The organism is Nocardia sp. N2S4-5 (assembly GCF_044628355.1).
Taxonomy (GTDB): Bacteria; Actinomycetota; Actinomycetes; order Mycobacteriales; family Mycobacteriaceae; genus Nocardia; species Nocardia wallacei_B.
This window is the reverse complement of the sequence record NZ_JBIUPM010000001.1, coordinates 2,472,565-2,489,270: the sequence shown is the minus strand read 5'-3', so window position 1 is coordinate 2,489,270 and position 16,706 is coordinate 2,472,565. Positions and strand designations below refer to the sequence as shown.

15 protein-coding genes are annotated in these 16,706 nt (G+C 66.4%); 4 read left to right on the top strand and 11 right to left on the bottom strand.

Features of this window, described 5'->3' with window-relative positions; all coding sequences use genetic code 11:
- Positions 1 to 8: 8 nt before the first annotated feature.
- The gene (locus ACFMRZ_RS10990) at positions 9 to 1,967 is read right to left on the bottom strand and encodes a DEAD/DEAH box helicase (protein ID WP_400179048.1); all 1,959 of its coding nucleotides are present in this window, start codon (positions 1,965 to 1,967) and stop codon (positions 9 to 11) included.
- On the bottom strand, positions 1,883 to 3,526 hold the full coding sequence (locus tag ACFMRZ_RS10985; RefSeq protein ID WP_400179047.1) for a hypothetical protein: 1,644 nt from the start codon (positions 3,524 to 3,526) through the stop codon (positions 1,883 to 1,885). Before ACFMRZ_RS10985 ends, ACFMRZ_RS10990 begins: the two co-directional genes overlap by 85 nt.
- Positions 3,527 to 4,024: 498 nt before the next feature.
- Here ACFMRZ_RS10985 and ACFMRZ_RS10980 point away from each other — a divergent pair, with 498 nt between their 5' ends.
- Complete coding sequence (locus ACFMRZ_RS10980) at positions 4,025 to 4,480, top strand: GNAT family N-acetyltransferase (protein WP_400179046.1); 456 nt, start codon at positions 4,025 to 4,027, stop codon at positions 4,478 to 4,480.
- Here the strand turns inward: ACFMRZ_RS10980 and ACFMRZ_RS10975 are convergent, their stop codons facing one another.
- From ACFMRZ_RS10975 to ACFMRZ_RS10960, 4 genes are all read right to left on the bottom strand, one after another.
- Positions 4,481 to 5,452, bottom strand: a complete 972-nt coding sequence (locus ACFMRZ_RS10975; RefSeq protein WP_400179045.1) for an SCO2521 family protein — start codon at positions 5,450 to 5,452, stop codon at positions 4,481 to 4,483.
- Position 5,453: 1 nt separating this feature from the next.
- A complete protein-coding gene (locus ACFMRZ_RS10970) occupies positions 5,454 to 6,296 on the bottom strand; it encodes an SCO2522 family protein (RefSeq protein WP_400179044.1) in 843 nt (280 codons plus the stop codon).
- Between the two features lie 156 nt (positions 6,297 to 6,452).
- Positions 6,453 to 7,367, bottom strand: a complete 915-nt coding sequence (locus tag ACFMRZ_RS10965) for an SCO2523 family variant P-loop protein (RefSeq protein WP_400179042.1) — start codon at positions 7,365 to 7,367, stop codon at positions 6,453 to 6,455.
- Positions 7,368 to 7,376: 9 nt separating this feature from the next.
- A complete protein-coding gene (locus ACFMRZ_RS10960) occupies positions 7,377 to 9,227 on the bottom strand; it encodes an SCO2524 family protein (RefSeq protein ID WP_400179041.1) in 1,851 nt (616 codons plus the stop codon).
- A gap of 238 nt (positions 9,228 to 9,465) precedes the next feature.
- Between ACFMRZ_RS10960 and ACFMRZ_RS10955 the strand changes: the two genes are divergently transcribed.
- Positions 9,466 to 9,822: a nitroreductase/quinone reductase family protein gene (locus ACFMRZ_RS10955; protein WP_400179040.1), complete on the top strand. Its 357-nt coding sequence runs from the start codon at positions 9,466 to 9,468 to the stop codon at positions 9,820 to 9,822.
- Between the two features lie 242 nt (positions 9,823 to 10,064).
- Here ACFMRZ_RS10955 and ACFMRZ_RS10950 read toward each other — a convergent pair whose 3' ends face one another.
- From ACFMRZ_RS10950 to ACFMRZ_RS10940, 3 genes are all read right to left on the bottom strand, one after another.
- The gene (locus ACFMRZ_RS10950) at positions 10,065 to 10,451 is read right to left on the bottom strand and encodes a hypothetical protein (protein WP_280274485.1); all 387 of its coding nucleotides are present in this window, start codon (positions 10,449 to 10,451) and stop codon (positions 10,065 to 10,067) included.
- Positions 10,452 to 10,521: 70 nt separating this feature from the next.
- Entirely contained in the window at positions 10,522 to 11,340 is an 819-nt protein-coding gene (locus ACFMRZ_RS10945) for an SAM-dependent methyltransferase (protein WP_400179039.1), read from the bottom strand.
- A gap of 38 nt (positions 11,341 to 11,378) precedes the next feature.
- Positions 11,379 to 12,278, bottom strand: coding sequence for a Scr1 family TA system antitoxin-like transcriptional regulator (locus tag ACFMRZ_RS10940; RefSeq protein ID WP_400179038.1), 900 nt, complete (start codon positions 12,276 to 12,278; stop codon positions 11,379 to 11,381).
- 168 nt (positions 12,279 to 12,446) lie between these two features.
- Here ACFMRZ_RS10940 and ACFMRZ_RS10935 point away from each other — a divergent pair, with 168 nt between their 5' ends.
- Together ACFMRZ_RS10935 and ACFMRZ_RS10930 are read left to right on the top strand one after the other, a co-directional pair.
- On the top strand, positions 12,447 to 12,626 hold the full coding sequence (locus ACFMRZ_RS10935) for a hypothetical protein (protein WP_400179036.1): 180 nt from the start codon (positions 12,447 to 12,449) through the stop codon (positions 12,624 to 12,626).
- A 10-nt stretch (positions 12,627 to 12,636) separates the two neighbouring features.
- Positions 12,637 to 12,990, top strand: coding sequence for a hypothetical protein (locus tag ACFMRZ_RS10930; protein ID WP_280274481.1), 354 nt, complete (start codon positions 12,637 to 12,639; stop codon positions 12,988 to 12,990).
- 9 nt (positions 12,991 to 12,999) lie between these two features.
- Here the strand turns inward: ACFMRZ_RS10930 and ACFMRZ_RS10925 are convergent, their stop codons facing one another.
- Both ACFMRZ_RS10925 and ACFMRZ_RS10920 read right to left on the bottom strand, forming a co-directional pair.
- A complete protein-coding gene (locus ACFMRZ_RS10925) occupies positions 13,000 to 14,256 on the bottom strand; it encodes a PucR family transcriptional regulator (RefSeq protein ID WP_400179034.1) in 1,257 nt (418 codons plus the stop codon).
- A gap of 164 nt (positions 14,257 to 14,420) precedes the next feature.
- A complete protein-coding gene (locus ACFMRZ_RS10920) occupies positions 14,421 to 16,496 on the bottom strand; it encodes an AMP-binding protein (RefSeq protein ID WP_400179033.1) in 2,076 nt (691 codons plus the stop codon).
- Positions 16,497 to 16,706: the final 210 nt, after the last annotated feature.

Below are 16,706 nucleotides of genomic sequence, written 5' to 3'. Positions count from 1 at the left end.
TCGGGTTGTTATCCGGCATCTATGACCGTCAGCGACCCGTTCGGATATTCCGATCGGGTCCTGGCGAGCACTTGGAAGTGACGCAGTTTCGACCAGGCCTTGTAGTCGCCGACGACGACGAGCCGACGGCGTGCGCGAGTGACCGCGACGTTCAGCAGATTCGGTGTGCTGGAGGCCCAATTGCGTGCCCCGTCCTCGTCGGCGGATGTGCCGAGAACGAGGATGACGACGTCCGCTTCCTTGCCCTGAGTGGTGTGTATCGTACCGAGCCGACTCGGCGAAAGCCTTATCCCGTTCTTGCGCAGATACTTTCGAAGTTCACTTGTGACGTCGCGGAACGGACTGACAACGAATACCGAATCTTCCAGGCGGCGTTGCAGTTCGGCCTGTGATGCTTCGTCGCTGACGGTCCAACCCGGCGGCCTCGAAGGCCGGCTGCGGACTTCGTCGCGCATGCGGCGCTGAATACCCGTGCGGAGCTTCTTCAGCGTATCCAGCACGTGGGCGCCCTCGTGCTCATTCCACTTGCCGCCACCTTTGACGGCGGGGACATCGAACCAGAGGTTCTTTTCCAATAGATCGAATTCGGCTTTCCGGGTGACTCCGTAGACCATCGTGCCGTCGTAAGCGATCGCATTGCTGACACTGAACATCAGCCTGTCGCAACGGCGGTGCACCCGCAACGGTGAACCAACCCACGTCTGTCCTTCTCGATCGGAATTGGGCAGCCACATGCCGAATCGGTTGGTGCGGTCGGAGATTGTCTGCACCGACGAGCCTCGCGGGGACCATTGGTCGTCGACCTCGAAGTGGTGGTTCAGCCTCTCCTGAGCGGAGGCAGGCAGCGTGATCACCGGTTCGAGTTGGCGTGGGTCGCCCACAACGACGACTCGTTGTGCTCGCCAAATCCCGCCGACCGCGGCTTGCGGCGTCGCCTGGCCCGCCTCGTCGATGAAAAGCCAACCCAGCGCTTCGCGACCCAGCGATTTGAACATCGTCGGGATGGAGGCGAAAGTGGTCGACACGACCGGCACGATGAAAAACAGCATCTGCCATGCGGCCAGAACCGTGTCGCGGGAGAGGTTGTCCGGCGCCACGCCCTTGACCACATCCATAGCTCCGAAAAGATTGCTGCGCACAAGCTGCGGCTCGGAAGTCAGCACGGCCCGATGCAGATTCAACGCCGCCAGGAACAGCCGTGATCGTGCCGCAGCGAACTCCTCGTCCATCCACGGCGACGACTTCTCACGCTGCTCCAACGCTTGGCGATCTGTCGCTTCCGCGCTCCATTCCGGACCGGGCACCGTACCGGGCCAGCGCAGCCGCGCGGCGTCGAGTTCCTGTTGGTGGAGACGAAGTTCAGCCTTGCGGTCATCTACCGCGCGCTCCGCGCGCCGGACAAGGTCGATCGCCTCTTCGACATCGAGGTTCAACCTCGCGAGTTGATCCTGCGACTGGTGCAAGGCTGATTTTGCTTCACCGAGCTTACGGTCATGTTGGTGTACGGCCGATTCACATGTGGCGCAGTGGTTTTCAGCGTCCTGCAGGCCGCTACGGAAATCGTGAAGAGTCTGCTGGAGTTCGCGGGCTCTTGCCGTCCAGTTCTTGTAGACCCCGCGTTGCCCCCGCATCCACAGGCCCATTCGTTTCATCCACGAAGGTCGCATGGCTTGATGCAGTTTGGCTGCCTCTGTCTCGGCCTGGAGATGAGCGGTGGTCCGGCGAACCTTCTCCACAGCGTTGTCCAACTCGCCTCTTGCCGTCGCGGCTGTTGCCTCGGCTTGCTCGATATCGTCTTCTGCCGCCTGGATCTGCCTTTCGAGACCAGGCCGCTCCGCGTTCAAATGCTCGACTTCCTGATGACGCTGTCGTGCAGCGGCAGTCAGGGATTCGAGGACCGGGTCGGGCCGGTTGAGACGTTCGAGTAGATCGCAGACCTGCTGCCTCTCATCCCCCAGGCGTTGCACCTCGGCGGAGGCAGTATTGAACTGCTCGACGGCCGTCTCCCACGGAATGACACTGTCGACGTCCTCGTTCTCGGAGGAGGCGACCCTCTCGAGAAGATGCTTGAGTCCACCTCCTCGTTGTCGTTCGCCGGCGAGTACCACCAGAAAGCCTCGACAAAGCGCCGCCGGTGAGATCGCTTTCCCAAGCGGGCTGCCACCGCGCCCCAGCAATCTCTGTCCGCCGCCACGGTCGCTGGTCCGGACAGGTAGTCCGCGTCGGGAAAGGACTCGCGGTTCACCGCAGCGACGCTGGGAACCTCGAGCGTGATGTTCTCGACAGCACCGTTGTTGGACGAAGCGACGACAATCTCGAATCCGGTGAGTTCGGGTATCAGCGGACGGATTCGCTTCGTGTAGGTGACATTCTCCGGCCGCCATGTCAGTTCGGAACTCGCGAAAGCGTCACTGGCCTTGCCCAGCTTCGCAAGTCGAGATGCACGTTCGACGACGATGGCGGCGATCAAGTCTCGCAGCATCGTGGTCTTGCCGGTTCCGGGAGGTCCGTTGACGGCATAAAGGCCGCGGGATTCGGAACTCCCCAGGCCGTTGAGCATCTCGTTGACCGCGAACTGCTGGCTGAGCGTCAATGGGTGAGCCGGATCTGCCGGCCACCGCCCCGGCGGCATCGACCGGGGCGATACAGACCGCAGGAGAGTCGCGGGGTCGGAGCGGACGTCGACGCGCCGAGTGGTGTCGATGGACTCTGCAGGCGTCAGATACGCGGTGAGAGCCCGGCCCGGATCCACCGCCGCGATCGACTCGGCGACGTGCTGGAGGTCATCGGCGTAGAAGCTGTTCAGGAATTCATCCGAGGCAGCGTCATCCGCATATCGCGTCGAGACGGACCATCGCTTGATGCGGACTGTCGCCGGTTCGAGCGCTTCGCTGACACCGAGTGCATCGGCCACGCCGCGGGTAAGCGCAGCGAGGTCGTCGATGGTCAGCATCTTCGAACCGACCGGCGACTCCGGATCCAGCTCGAGACCGTCGACACCGCTGCGGCCCTTGTTCTCGACAACGTTGGTGAGAGCTTCCGCCGCACGTTTTGCGGCGGGTTCCCCCACCTTTTCGATAGCCTTGCCGCCGAGCTGGCCGATCGCCGGCGTCAGCGCCAGACCGACCAGGGCCGGAATTCCTGTTATTCCACCGGTTACGAGGTCGAGTGCCACTCGGGTGGCGACGCCTGCCACCGTACCGAGCTTTCGGCCCGTGCCGGCAGGCGAGTCGGTCAGCTTGATCCGGCCGTCGCCGATACCCAATAGCAGCGCGAGAAGGTTCTTGTGATCCTTGTCGAAGCCATCGAGCCACCCGGAACTGCCCGGACCCGGTTTCAAGGTCCGACCGACCGCCCACGCGCACGACGACAACGTGGTGGAGTCCTTGAACAGATGTCCGGTGTCGTCAACGGTGAAGCTGAGCAACGCGCTTTCGCCCGCGTATCGGCCGTCGAGATCACGCTCGAGGTCCGGCGTCCGCAAAACCTTGCGGAAGACCTCCCGGATCCTCGCGATCTCGAACACGCCCGCGTAGACGGTATACCGCCAAACCCGCCCAGGTTCTGGAGGCCCCGACTGTTCGGGCTCCCACGGCAGTGGCTGCCCTCGATGGACGTCACGGATACTCTTGCGAGGGTCAGGTGCGTCGACAGTGGGAGGACTGAAATACTCGACAGCACGCCAGTATCGGACGATCCGTGCCTGGCGTTCCGCTTCGACATTCCGACGACGCATTTACCCCCCGATCGCGTGAAGTCTGTTCCCACCTCACGAATTACGCTACAGGACAGCGTGATTGGCCGTGGCGAATCTGTCGCTATGGCCCGTACCGATGCCTGCCGAGCTGTCAGCGATCTGCGCGCGGTCGAGCAACTGTGGCCGGTGTTCGCCGGGTGGCCGCCGGACAAGGCGGTGGACCCTGTTCGGCGTTCGCACCGGTCGGTATTCGAGGTTATGGCCCGACACGTTGCATCATGGAATTACTCGAAGTGTCAATGCGGGTGATGACGGGGGGCCTTATACATGGCTACGGCACCGCAGCCGGAATATCGGGCTGCCCGCTTCTCGGATCTCAAGCACGTCGCGGCCATCGAGTCGGACGTCTTCGACGCCCCGTACCTGTACCTGATGCTGCGCCAGCTGTTCGACCTGCACGGATCCGAATGGCTGGTCGCCGAATTGGAGGGCGTGACGGTCGGCTACGCGCTCACGCTGGCCGAATCCCATCGCGCCCTGCTGTTCACCTTCGCCGTGCACAAGGCTCATCAGGGCCTCGGTTACGGCCGCGGTCTGCTCGACCGCGCCCTGCAAGCCTGCAGGGCCCTCGGCACCGAGGTCATGTACCTGACCGTGCGCCCGGACAACCATCCGGCCACCAATCTGTTCAAGCAGGCCGGTTTCGAATTCGTCGAACACGACGACCGTTACTTCGGCCCCGGCGAACCACGCGATGTCTTCGAGTACCGGCTGCACGGCTGATTACCAGTCCGACTCGAAGGTCCTGTGCCGCAAGGTGTTCAGCGTCTCGACGGCGATGCTGTCACGCAGCCGGGCGACGAGGAGGTTCCACTGCCGGGAGAGGCCGGGGTCGGCGTGGAGATCGCGCCACAGTGCGCGCAGCGGCGGGGGCGTGTGAGCGCCGGGCATCCACAGGCCGGGCAGGTGTTCGAGCAGCGCGGTGAGAAGATTCGTTCGCTCGCTGCTGTGCGTGGCGAACCGGTCCGCCTCGTCGAGAGCATCGGCGAGCACGGTCAGCAACCAGTCGTGGATCGCCAAGTCCTCGCAGAACCATTGTGCCGCTTCCAGTTCGCTCTCGTGGCGCACGGTCAGCCGGACCGAGCGCGTGCGGTCGTCGTCCAGACGCACCGCCGCCACCGGTCCGGCGCTGCCGCCGATCCGTGCGGTCCAGCGCAGCCGTGTCGTGCCCGCCTGCACCGGAGGTTTCTGGTCCAGCCGGGGATCGGCGCGGAGGCGGGCCAGCAGCCGTTCGCTGATGGAAGCCAGGTCCAGCACCGTGTTGCCGCGCGGGCCCGTGAGATAGCCGTCGACCAATGCGGTTGTGGCCGTGTCGCGATCGGGAACGGACAGGCGGCCGATGACCTCGGTGACGCCCCTGCGATCGAGGTAGTACGACCAGGGCCGACGACGCCGCTCGGCAGCCCGCACGACCCGAGTGTGGCTGGAGCACTGCAGTATTCGGCCACCCGACAGCGCCACGGCGACCGCCACTGTGCCGACGACGCGCACCACGTCCCCACCCAGCCGCAGATCGCAATCCACGCCGACCGCGGTGGTCGGCGACACGGCGAGAGCGCCCGGCCGTTCTCGTCGGCGCACCGTGCGGCCGGGGAGCAGCGCCAGCAGTTCACCTGTCTCTTCCGGCGTGAGCGCCTTGGCCGAGGGCAACAGGCACGTTCGAATCTCACCCAGCACGACCAGGGGTTCGGGCATGTCAGGAACCATCGAGCAGCAGCACGGACAACCGGTCGCTGACCCGGCGCGGCACCGGCACCGCCTCCTCCGACCCGCGGGCAATGGTCTGCTCCACCACGTCGTCGTCCAGGTCGAGGTGATCGAGCACCAGCCGGACGGCGTGCTCGTCGCCGAGGTAGCGCTTCGGCAGCATCGACAGGGCCTGGTAGGCGGCGAACGGCGCGGCGTCCGGGGCGAGTTGTACCACCGGCGGCACATCGTGCCAGCGCCGCGGCCACGACTCGTCCCGCCACGGCTGCGGATCCACCACGGCCGCACCGTGATAGCGCAGCATGCCCAGCCGTAGCAACTGCCAGACGGCGGACAGCAACGGGGCGGACCATCGCGTCTCCGTCGCGCCGCCCACGACCTGGGTGCTCCACAGTTGTACGTCCAGGAAGACGGAGTGCTCGCGTCGGCCGAACTCCTCCGGCGGCCGGTAGGCCCGCCCGCGCATCGCTTGTGCCGCATCATGTTCCGAGGAACGGCGGCCATTGCACAGCCACCCGGTGCGGGCGGTGGGCGGGCGGCCGCCGTTGTCGGGTGGCGTCGGCTCGGCGACGAGGCAGGCGGCGACCATCTCCGCCAGCGGGATCGGTGCACCGACCGGCCCACCGTCGACGAATCGGGAAGTCCGCCGACACGCGGACCGGCGTGCCAGATAGTCGATGGCCAGGCCACTCTCGGCGGCGGCCGACAACAGCCGGCCCACGACCTGCGCCGGATCGGTGTCGGGCTGGAGACAATCATCGATCAGGTAGCACGTGCTGACCCGGGCGCCCGCACCGAACCGACGGCGAGCCGACTCGGCGAACGCCGACACCAGCGGAACCAGGCCGCGGAAGCTTCGACCGCACCCGTCCGATATCGTCGAGGATCTCGCCGGGGCCGAAGTGCCCGACCTCGATCGACAAGTGCGACAACGGAATCGGCGCGCACCGCGGTCGCTCGGCCGCTTCACTGTATCCCTGCATGGCATCTAGAGCCTTTCCCAGGTGGCGTTATCGACCAGTCGGCGCGCCAGGTCCGTGTAGGCCGCCGCCGTCTCGGCATTGGCGATCTGGGCGTTGACGTCGCTGTCGAGAATGAGCTGTTCGCGCCAGTGCAGCACGGGCTCCATCGGGGTCGCGCCGAGCAGCGCCGTGGTGCCGAGCCGGTGTGCGGTGGCGAGCCGGCGCAGCGCGGCGTCCTGCTCCTGCAACCACGCCGACTGGGCGGCACGCTGGGCGGTGGCGGGAGAATTGGTGACCGAGACGGCGGTGCGGACATAGCGGAGCGAGCCGAGCAGGTCGTCTCGATCGTGTCCCCACTCGGTGCCCGTCTGCAGCAGTCCGTGCGGCCCGTGCACCAGCCCGGCCGCCGCCAGGATGTGCTGACGGGTCCAGCGATGGAAGATCAGCCAGCGTGTGGTCCGTCGCCGCAGCTGCGGCAGAGCCGTGGCCCGCAGGGCGATGTCGAGCGCGGCCGACCGTCCGGCGCTGAGATCCACCATCACCACGTGGAACTCCTGCTGGAGCGTCAGCAGCAACTCCGCGCACCGGTCGACCACCGCGTCGTCACAACCGAGGAATTCGCCGCCGCCCTCGTCGCCGGGCAGCAATACCAGGCGTCCGGAACGAGATCCGGTGCGCCGCAACCGCGCTCGGTCGGTCGCGGTTCCGACGTCGATACGGGTGACGGTGCCGTGCTCACCGAGCAGGTACGAGTGCAGCCCGCCGCCGTGCACGCCGTTCCCGACCGCGCCGATCTCGAACAGCGCGCCCGCGGTGGGGGAACCGAAGTCGAAGTCCACATAGGCCACACTGCGCCCGGACAAGGTCAGCCGGTACGCGATATTGCAACTGGTCACCGAGCGTCCGGTGCCGCCCTTGTCGGAAGTGGAGAACACCAGCACGCCGCCTCCTCACCGCGTGGCGTCCTGGCGCGCGTACACCAGTTCGTCCAGCTGGATCAACGCCTGGGTGGCCAGGCTGCACGCGGTGCCGGGGCGGTCGCGAAGCACGTGTCGCGCCCGGTCCAGCGATTGCCGGATACGGTCCACGGCGGCGCGGGCCGGGGAGAGGTCGTCGCCCGCGACCTCGAGCTCCTCCTGGTTCAGCAGACGTTCGGCCTCGCTCAGCAGATCCACCGCGCGCGCGATCGTCGTCGGCGAGGACAACGGCGGTTCCTGATAGGCGCGATAGGCGAGCACCAGGCATTCCATCACCCGCTCGGTGAGAAACCAGGAGGGACCGTCGGCGACGATCTCCGCGGAATCCAGCAACCGGCCGGGGTCGTCCCACAGCCCGGCGGCGGGACCGTGACGCAGCGCCCGTCCGTCGAGGTTGTCCATGGCCGATTCGGCCAGCGCCATCAGCCGGTCCCGGGTGTCGACCTCGGTGCGCAGATGCGCCGCCTGCAGGCAGCGTTTCAGCATCATCGTCACGAAATCCGGTACGTGCCAAAGCAACCGGGGTCCGTCGCAGATCTCGTCGCTGCCGGTGAGCCGCAGCCGGACGCCGGGATGGTGCAGGATCGCGGCGGGGTCGGCGGTGGTGACCCGGCTGGTGATGCGGCCGCGCCGGGCGAGCTGGTCGAATACGGCCACCGCGCGGGTCAGATCTTCGGTGCTGTCGCGGTAGATCAGATCCTGGATGAGCATGGCGGTGACCACCAGGCTCGAATACTCCGACTCCTCGCCGTCGGTGGTACGCCAGGGAATGTCCTCCAGCGGCCAGCGACGGCTGTCGAAACGCGCTACCGCGGACCAGTAGTTTCGGGTCAGCTCGAAGCGCAATTGCAGTGCGTCGGCGAGTTTGCGCTGTTCGTCGGTCAGCAGATCCAGCTCGCGGATGCGTTGCGACGACAAGTCGATGATGCCGTCGAGAGCTACCGCGGTGAAGTAGAGGTAGGGGCGCGGCTCGGCGTAGCCGGGCACGGTGCCGATCCGGCCGGGGACGAAGGTCACCGCCTCGGCTCCGCGGACGATGCCCCAGCTCCAGCCGCATTCGAACAGCCGCGTCTCGTCCGCGACATCGATATCGGTGGTCCGGCCCAGCCTGACCTCGTTGGCGGCCTGCACGCGCAGCCGCTCCAGCCGCGCGGACAGCTGCCTGATGACCTCGTCGTCGGGCGCGGCGCGCTGGTTGATCATCTCCAGGATGGTCTGCCCGGCAGGCGATTTCGGATCCGGGGTGTGAATGACGAAGCTGCGCACCAGGCCCGCCATCGCGCTGGTGAGCCGCGCGCCGACCCGCTCCATCACCAGCGGGATCCGCTCCCGCAACCGGCGCGCCTCCAACTGGACCTCGGCGCTGACGGACCGCTGGAAGCCGCGCAGGAAACGCAGCGCCGCGATGCACAGGCTCAGCGACATCGAGTACGAATCGACGACCTCGATGTCCAACTGGGCGTCGGTGGGCGGCGTCTCGTCCGCGCTGTGCAGGTATCCGCCGGCGGCGAAGATCGGCTGACCGTCGGCGCCGGTGTAGCGAGCGAGATAGTCCTCGAGCAGCCCCACCAGGACGCCACCGATACGGCCCTCTTCGCCGAAGGGAGCGAGCGCGGCCTTCACGTCGTCCGCGATATCGTCGGGCTGATCCAGCGCGAACGCCTCGATCTCCGTCGCCGGATACAGCAGGCACAGTAGCTGTTCGGCGTCGCTGATCGAATTGGCGCCGTCGCGCCCGCCCCAGCTCCACTTCTCGTCGCGATACGAGCAGTCGAGCACCGCCCGCCACAGATCCAATAGTTGTTGCCGCGGGCGGATTCTCATAGGCCCCTGTCCCTCACCCCGCATCCGGCCGTCACCGCCGAACGTCACCCTAAAGTGTGCTCCGCGGGGTCCACGCCGGTCCAGAAAATGACCGAAAGCCAACAACCCCCGAGACAGCCTGCGGGGCACCGTCTTCCACCCCCAGGCCTCGCCAGTGGCGCGTACGCCGGGGGTGGGTGGTGGTGCGCGCTAGGGTGGCGGGTGTCGGAGTGTCGGTGTGATTCGCCTGGAGGCAGCTGTGGATTCGAATTCGGTGCTGGGCAGGGTGGTGCGGGGCTTCAATGCCGGTGTGGTGGCGTTGACCGAGGCGCCCGTTGTCGGGCCGTTGCTGGGTAAGAGCTTCGTGACCATCACGTATGTCGGTCGCAAGTCCGGGAAGACGTTCAATACGCCGGTGAACTATCGGCGGGTGGGGGACGAGTACGTCATCGGGGTCGCCATGCCGGACAAGAAGAGTTGGTGGCGGAACTTCCTGGGCGAGGGCGGGCCGATCACCCTGCATCTTGCCGGCGTCGACCGGCACGGGCACGCCGTGAGCAGCCGCGACGAGCGCGGCCGGGTGAGCGTGCGGGTGCGCCTGGACGAACCGAACTGATCGAGTCGGCCGCGGCCGCCACGGCGCGGATCGCCTTGTGACAGCGCCCCAACCGTGGACCCGGTGGTTCGTGAGTTGTCCATCCGGGGATGCGGCGGCCGACATCGGGACTTAATGTTGTCGGTGCGCAAGGTTGTTGCTTCTACGGTCGCAGGGGGACCGGGCACAGTGCCCGCGCGGGGCGGGCACCAGCCGTGGATACGCGTGATCCCTGATACGAACGTGGATGGTTTTCGGTCGCGTCAGGCGTGGTCGAATTCGTGGTTGCGCACCCCGTGGTGGAAGGCGTCGAGTTCGTCCTGGTCGAAGACGAGCTCGACGCCGTCCACCGGTTGTGGTGTGGCGGCGCGGAAGACGTACCGTCCGTCGGCGCGGTGGGTGACCGCGAGCGGCGAGCGGGCGCCGGTGCCGCGCACGGTGTCCTGAAGGGCGTCGAACTGTTCATCGGTGAACAGCAGCAACTCCTCGACCGGCAGGGCCGTGGCTGGAGTGGTGTGGTCGGTGGCGCGCTTGTCGTCCCAGACCGCGGTCCAACCCTGCTTGCGCGCGACGCGCACGCAGTTCTGGTTGGGTGAGCTGGCGCTCGCCTTGCGGAACTCACCCGCGGTGAAGGTGGGTAGCAGCGTCATTGGTGGTGCCCTTTCTACAGAGTAAAGCTGCAGACGCGCGAAGCGGACGCCCGTGCGACTGCGGGTATACCTATGGCTTATAGCCAACCGCCGCGAAATTACACGGCCGTGCCGGATCTTGCGGATCGACCGGCCGCTCGGGCCGCCAGTCCGGCGCGTAGACGACACCGGGCTCGACGAGCTCGAGACCGTCGAAGAAGGCGGCGAAATCGTCGCGGTTGCGGGGGATGGCCGGGTCGGAGGTGTTGCGGTACAACTCCACGAGTTCGCCGATGCGCTCCTTGAGTTCCGGATCGGCGTCCTGCAGCGAGCTGTGACTCATGGCGACATAGCTGCCGGCCGGAATGCGTTGCCGCAGTTGCCGCATCAGCTCGTAGGGACCGTCGCTGTCGGGGACGAACGGCCACACGCTGACGATGAGCAGCCCCAGCGGCTCGTCGAAATTGATCAGGCGACGAGTCTCCGGATGATCGAAAATGATGTCGGGGCAACGCAGATCGGCCTCGACGATGGCGGTGTGATCCAGGATCTGCTGCCGTAGTAGCAGGTCGTGGGCGCGGTTGACCGCCTCCATGTCGTTGTCGACGTACACCACTCGGGCGTCGGGCACGGTCGCGCCGACCACCTCGTGGGTGTTGCCGACCGTCGGCAGCCCGGAGCCGATGTCGAGGAACTGCCGAATGCCTTGCGCCACCATGAATTTGATGGCGCGCTGCAGGAACTCGCGGTTGTGGTGGGCCCAGGTGTCGGCGTACGGGAAGACCTGGAAGATGCGCTCGCCGAAGATCTTGTCGACGTCGAACACGGCCTCGCCCGACAGGTAGTAGTGGTACATCCGGGCGGCCGACGGCCGGCTGGCGTCGATCTCGCGGGACTCGAAGTCGCTCATGACAACCCCCATTACTCGTTGTGTTTACGGACGACTCGTCACGTGGTGAATGTCTTGCGGCGGAACGATCGCGCGATGTGCTCGATGAAGCTGCGGGAGTCCTCGGCGCTCAGGGCCGCGGCGGACAGTCGCGTCCACACCGTTTCCCGGGCGGTCACCGCCGGCTTGTCATTGATGTAGCGAATATCGCCCTGGCTCTCCGCGATCGCCATGTCCAGATCCCCGGCGGCGCCCGGCGACGGGACCCGGACCAGGGTGAAGCGGTCCTCCATGCCGGCGCCGTGGGTCGTCACGGTGAACGGCAATACCTGAATGAGGATGTTGGATCGTTTGGACAGCGTCAGCAGATGCTCGAGCTGCTCCAACATGACTGTGCGGCCGCCGTATTCGCGGCGCAGGCACGATTCGGACAGGATCGCCCGGAACTGCGGCGGTCGCGGCCCGAGCAGGATCTCCTGCCGCGCCAGGCGCGCCTGGACCGAATCCTCGATGGTGATCTGCTCGAGGCCGGACTCGCTGGGTTGCTCGGGCTCGTGCAGGGCGCGGATGTAGGACTCGCACTGCACCAATCCGGGCATGATCTCCGCCTCCGCGACGCGCAGCAGGCTGGCGTGCGCCTCCAGATCGACCAGCAGGCGGAGGTCTTCGATATAGGCGCGGCGGTATCCGGAGTTCCAGAAACCGCGCTTGTGATTGTCTCGGCGCAGTTCCTTGAGGGCCTCGAGGTAACCGGGATCGGTGAAACCCAGTTCTGTGGCCAACCGCTCCAGGTCGCCGACAGTAATCGAGCCGACGCCGTTGGTAAGCATGGCGATTCGGCTCTGACTGGTCTCGATGATTTTGGCGGCCTCGCTCTGACTGACCGCCGCCGTATTGATCATGTGCTCGATCTCGCGGCCCAACAACAGTTTTCGCGCCGTGCGTAATCGTGTACCCATGCCGGTCGGCGTGCCGGCGAACCGAGACGCCTGAACCCCTTCCGCCCCAGCCTCTTTCGCTATTGTGATAATCACGCTAGCATCTATCACGTTCACAGTATCACAATGCAAGTATTTAGCGGGCGTCGTCGGCAGGGCTCGACAGCGTCTCGGTGGAGGGGAAGTCGCATGCCGACTACCACGCGAAGGTGTTCGGCGCCTTGCTGTTCGGACGAGGAAATGGCCTGCCCCGCGCCGGAATTCACCGACGCGGTGGCGCGCCGGATCCTGCACGCCGAGCACGCGGTCACGTGTGGGCGGTGGCTCGCCGCGGTGGCATACCTGTCCGCCGGGCTGGACGACGACTGACCGTGCGCGAGTGCAGGAGTCCGTGGTGACGGCGGTGGTGATGGTCGCGATGGTGTGCGGCTCGGTGCTGGCCTTGTCGGCCGCCGCGCTGTGGCAGGGCCGGTGGCCGTGGCACCCCGGAGACGCCGAATTCGACGACGCGCCGGCGACGCCCGTTTCCCGAGGAGACACAATGGACGTGTCCGTATGGCCGATCGGCTGGCCGCACGAGGCCCCGGACGAGCCGATGTCGGTGAGCGACGCGCATCTGGCCATGCAGCGGCACCGTTCCTGCCGGCGCGAGGAATGTCCGCGCAAGCGCGCCGCTTATCACACTCTGGTGGCGGCCGGTCGCTTGAAACCCGATTCCGGACGGGTGCAATAACGCCGGTCGTCAGTTGCCGTAACTGCGGGCGACGAGTGCGGAGCGGAGGTACCAGAGTCCGCTGGCCTGGGTGGGGTCGAAGCCGGTGAGTTGCGCGATGCGCTTGAGGCGATAGTCGACGGTGTTGGTGTGCACGTGGAGAAGTCGGGCGGTCTTCTGCCGATTGAGGTTGTGCGCGATATGGGTTCGGAGAGTTTGCAGGAGTTCGGCGTGGTGGTCGAGGGGTTCGAGGATGGACCCGAGATATTCGCGGCCGGGCCCGGGGCGGGTGAGCTGGTACTCGAGAGCGAAGTCGTCGAAGCGGTAGAGGCCGGGCTCGGAGTGCAGGCGGGTGACCATGTCGAGCAGTTGGTGCGCCTGGTCGGCCGCGGTGGGAATGGCGTGGGTGGGTCCGGTGACGACGGTCGCGGTGATCGGCACGCGGGCGGCTCGGGACAGCGCGGTGATGAGTTCGTCGAGTTCTTCGGTGTGGGGGAGGAGGAGGGTGCCGCCGTCGGTGGAGAGGAGGTGGAGGGGTGTGGTGTGGGTGGTGGTGGCGAGTTGGGCTTGGAGTCGGCGGAGTTTGCGGCGGGCGATGATGTGGGGGTTGAGGGTGGGGTTGTGTTCGTCGGGGTGTGGGGGGATGTGGAGGGCGAGGGTGTGGTAGGTGTCGGTGGTTTCGATGCCGCATTCGCGGGTGAGGGTGGTGGTGGGGTGTCCGCTGAGGAGGGCGGTGGTGAGGGTGTGGACGGCGGTGTGGTGTTCGGTGACGACGGTTTTGAGTTCGCGGACGTAGGCGGTGGAGACGGTGGTGGTCATGGTGTCGAGGATGTCGATGATGAGGGTGGTGGCGTGGGTGAGGGTGTGGTAGTCGGTGGGGGTGAGGGTGGTGTCGGTGTCGGTGTTGTGGGTGGTGGTGTGGAGGGTGTTGGTGGTGTGGGTGATGACGAGGTCGAAGCCGATTTTGACGCCTTCGTGGATGGCGTGGTGGATGGTGTCGATGGGGATGCCTTCGCGGGCCCAGGTGGTGGCGGCGTCGGTGAGGCGTTGGGTGTGGTGGGGGAGGTTGTGGCCGTCGAGGATGGTGATGGCGAGTTCGAGGCAGGTGCGGGTGATGGTGGTGATGTCGCCGTGGAGGGCGTCGCCGGGGAGGGTGGCGCAGGGGGCGATGTGTTCGATGAAGTGGCCGACGATGTGTTGGGAGAGGGTGCGGACGTCTTTGAGGGGTGAGGTGAGGGGGTGTCCGGATATGGTGAGGCCGGCCCGGCCCGGAGTGGCAACAGACAAGGAAAAGCTCCTTCCACCCCCGTTAACTACCGTGCGGTAACAATGTAACCGTTTCGATATGCGGCAGTGCAGGTTTCACAACCGTTCGTGACAATTGTGGAGAATCCCTCCGGCGTACTTCGTGAGCGGTCACAGTGGCCTTGTCCGCTGCCGTCCGGCATATTTCACAAAATCGTTTGATTGGCCGGTATACCGGTGAGTATGCGCTTGAGTACCTTGCCCGTTTCCCCGCGCGGCAGCGCCGGGAGGAACGTCACGTCCCGCGGCACGGAGAAGCGACTCAGTCGGTGCCGCACATAGGTCCGGATCATGTCCGGATCCAGGCCCGAGCCTTCACGTTTGACGATGAAAGCCGCCAGGCGCTGGCCGAATTCGCGATCGGGCACGCCCACCACGGCGACATCGGTGATCTGCGGCAGATGTGCGAGCGCCTCCTCGACCGGGCGCGGGAAGACGTTCTCGCCGCCGGAGATGATCATCTCGTCGTCGCGGCCGGCGATGAAAAGCCTTCCGGCAGCGTCCAGGTAACCCAGATCGCCGGTGTCGAGCATGCCCTCGGCCTCCTCCGGCGGCGCCGAGTTGACGTAGCCGTCGAACAGCATGTGATTGCCGACGTAGATGCGCCCGGTGACGCCGACGGGCACCGGCTTCAGGTCCGATCCCAGGACCCCGACCCGAGTGCCCAGCGGCGGCCGCCCCGCGGTCGTGGGCGAGGTGCGCAGATCCTCCGGGGTGGCGATGGTGGCCCACGAGACCTCGGTGGAACCGTAGACGTTGTAGAGGATGTCGCCGTAGGTGTCCATGAAGCGCAGCACGGTGGCGCCGGCCAGCGGCGCACCGCAGCTCGCGACGACGCGCAGGCTGGAGGTGTCGAAGCGGGCCCGCACATGGGTCGGCAGATCCAGGATCCGCTGCACCATGGTGGGCACGAGAATCAGTGTGGTGATCTGGTTTTCGTCGATCAGCCGCAGGGTGTCGCGCGCGTCGAACTGCTCCGGCAGCACCACCGTGGACCGCAGCGGCGTGCTCAGTTGCAGCGCGGCCAGGCCCCAGGTGTGGAACAGCGGGGCGGGAATCAGCATGACCTCGTTCATCCGCAGCGGAATGCGCGACAGCAGCGCCGCGATGGTGGCGAAACCCTTCGGATGCGGTCGGCGGGCGCCCTTGGGGGTGCCGCTGGTGCCGGAGGTCAGCACGATCAACCGGCCGCCGCGGGCCGGCTTGCGGAAGCTGCTGTGGCCCTGTGCGATCAGGTCGTCGATGGTGTCGTGGCCGGGACCCGGACCGCGGTCGGTGAAAACCCGCTGGATATCCGAGTGCAGATAGTGCACCAGCGATTCCAGTTCGGTGTCGACGAACAGATGCTCGAGCCGGTGCCGCTGCACGATCTCCTCGATCCGCCGGGCGGACAGCCCGGCGTTCAGCAGCACCACGTCGACACCGAGTTTGCCTGCGGCGACCATGGTTTCGACCATGCCGGCGTGGTTGCGGGCCAGCAGGCCGATGGCGTCGCCGGCGCCCAGGCCGAGACGGGCCAGCGCCGCCGCCAGGGCGTGGCTGCGCTCGTGGACCTCGGCGAAGGTGCGGGTGCCGTGGTCGTCGACGAGCGCGGTCCGCTCCGGCGTGTACGCCGCCGCGGCGGCATAGCCACCCGCCAGATTGAAACCCCATTTGGCAAGGCGGCTCAGCTGTTTCGCGCTCCGGCCGGGCCGGTAGCTGCGCAGCACGCCGGTGACGACCATCTGGCGCGCGACGTCGGCATGGCGGCGCAGCGGCGTGTTCTCGCCGTTGATCACCATCGATGTCGGTGCGCCGACGATCAATTCGGTCATCCGCCGCAACCCGTCCTCGGCCCAGGCGACGATGTCGGCATTGGACATGGCGGCCACCGCGGGGTGAATGCGGCCGGGTGCGAAGAAGGTCAGGGTGAGCCGGGTGCCGTCGCCGGATTCGGTGTTGCGCAACCGGACTGCCGCGAAGCTGCCCGTCGCGGCGCACTCCAGCTCCAGCGTCTGGGCGGCCGGGGCGACGATGACGGTGGCCGCGAACGTGCTGATCCCGGACGCGGGGGTGCCGATCCGGAACTGCCACAGCGGATGACCGGCGATCGTCTCGAGCCGATGGCACGCGCCGATACCGAGGAATACTCGTGAATAGCTCTGCGGATCTCTGAGTAGATTCCACACGGATTTGCGGGCGACCGGCAATTCCACGGTCGCATCGATGACGTCGGTAGCCAACTCCGTACACTTCTCGCAGGCCGGTCCGAAGGGCCGGACCGGCGGGAACTCATTTGTAACCGGCGGGGTCCGCGCCGCTCGGGAACGGCCTTCCGAAGCGTATTCCGGGGTACGAGTCGGACGTGTTACCACCTTATACCTGCGCATTTTACCGAGCGGCCGACCTGCTGTGCGTCGTATTGCCCATAGTTGTGACGACTCCCTGAGTAA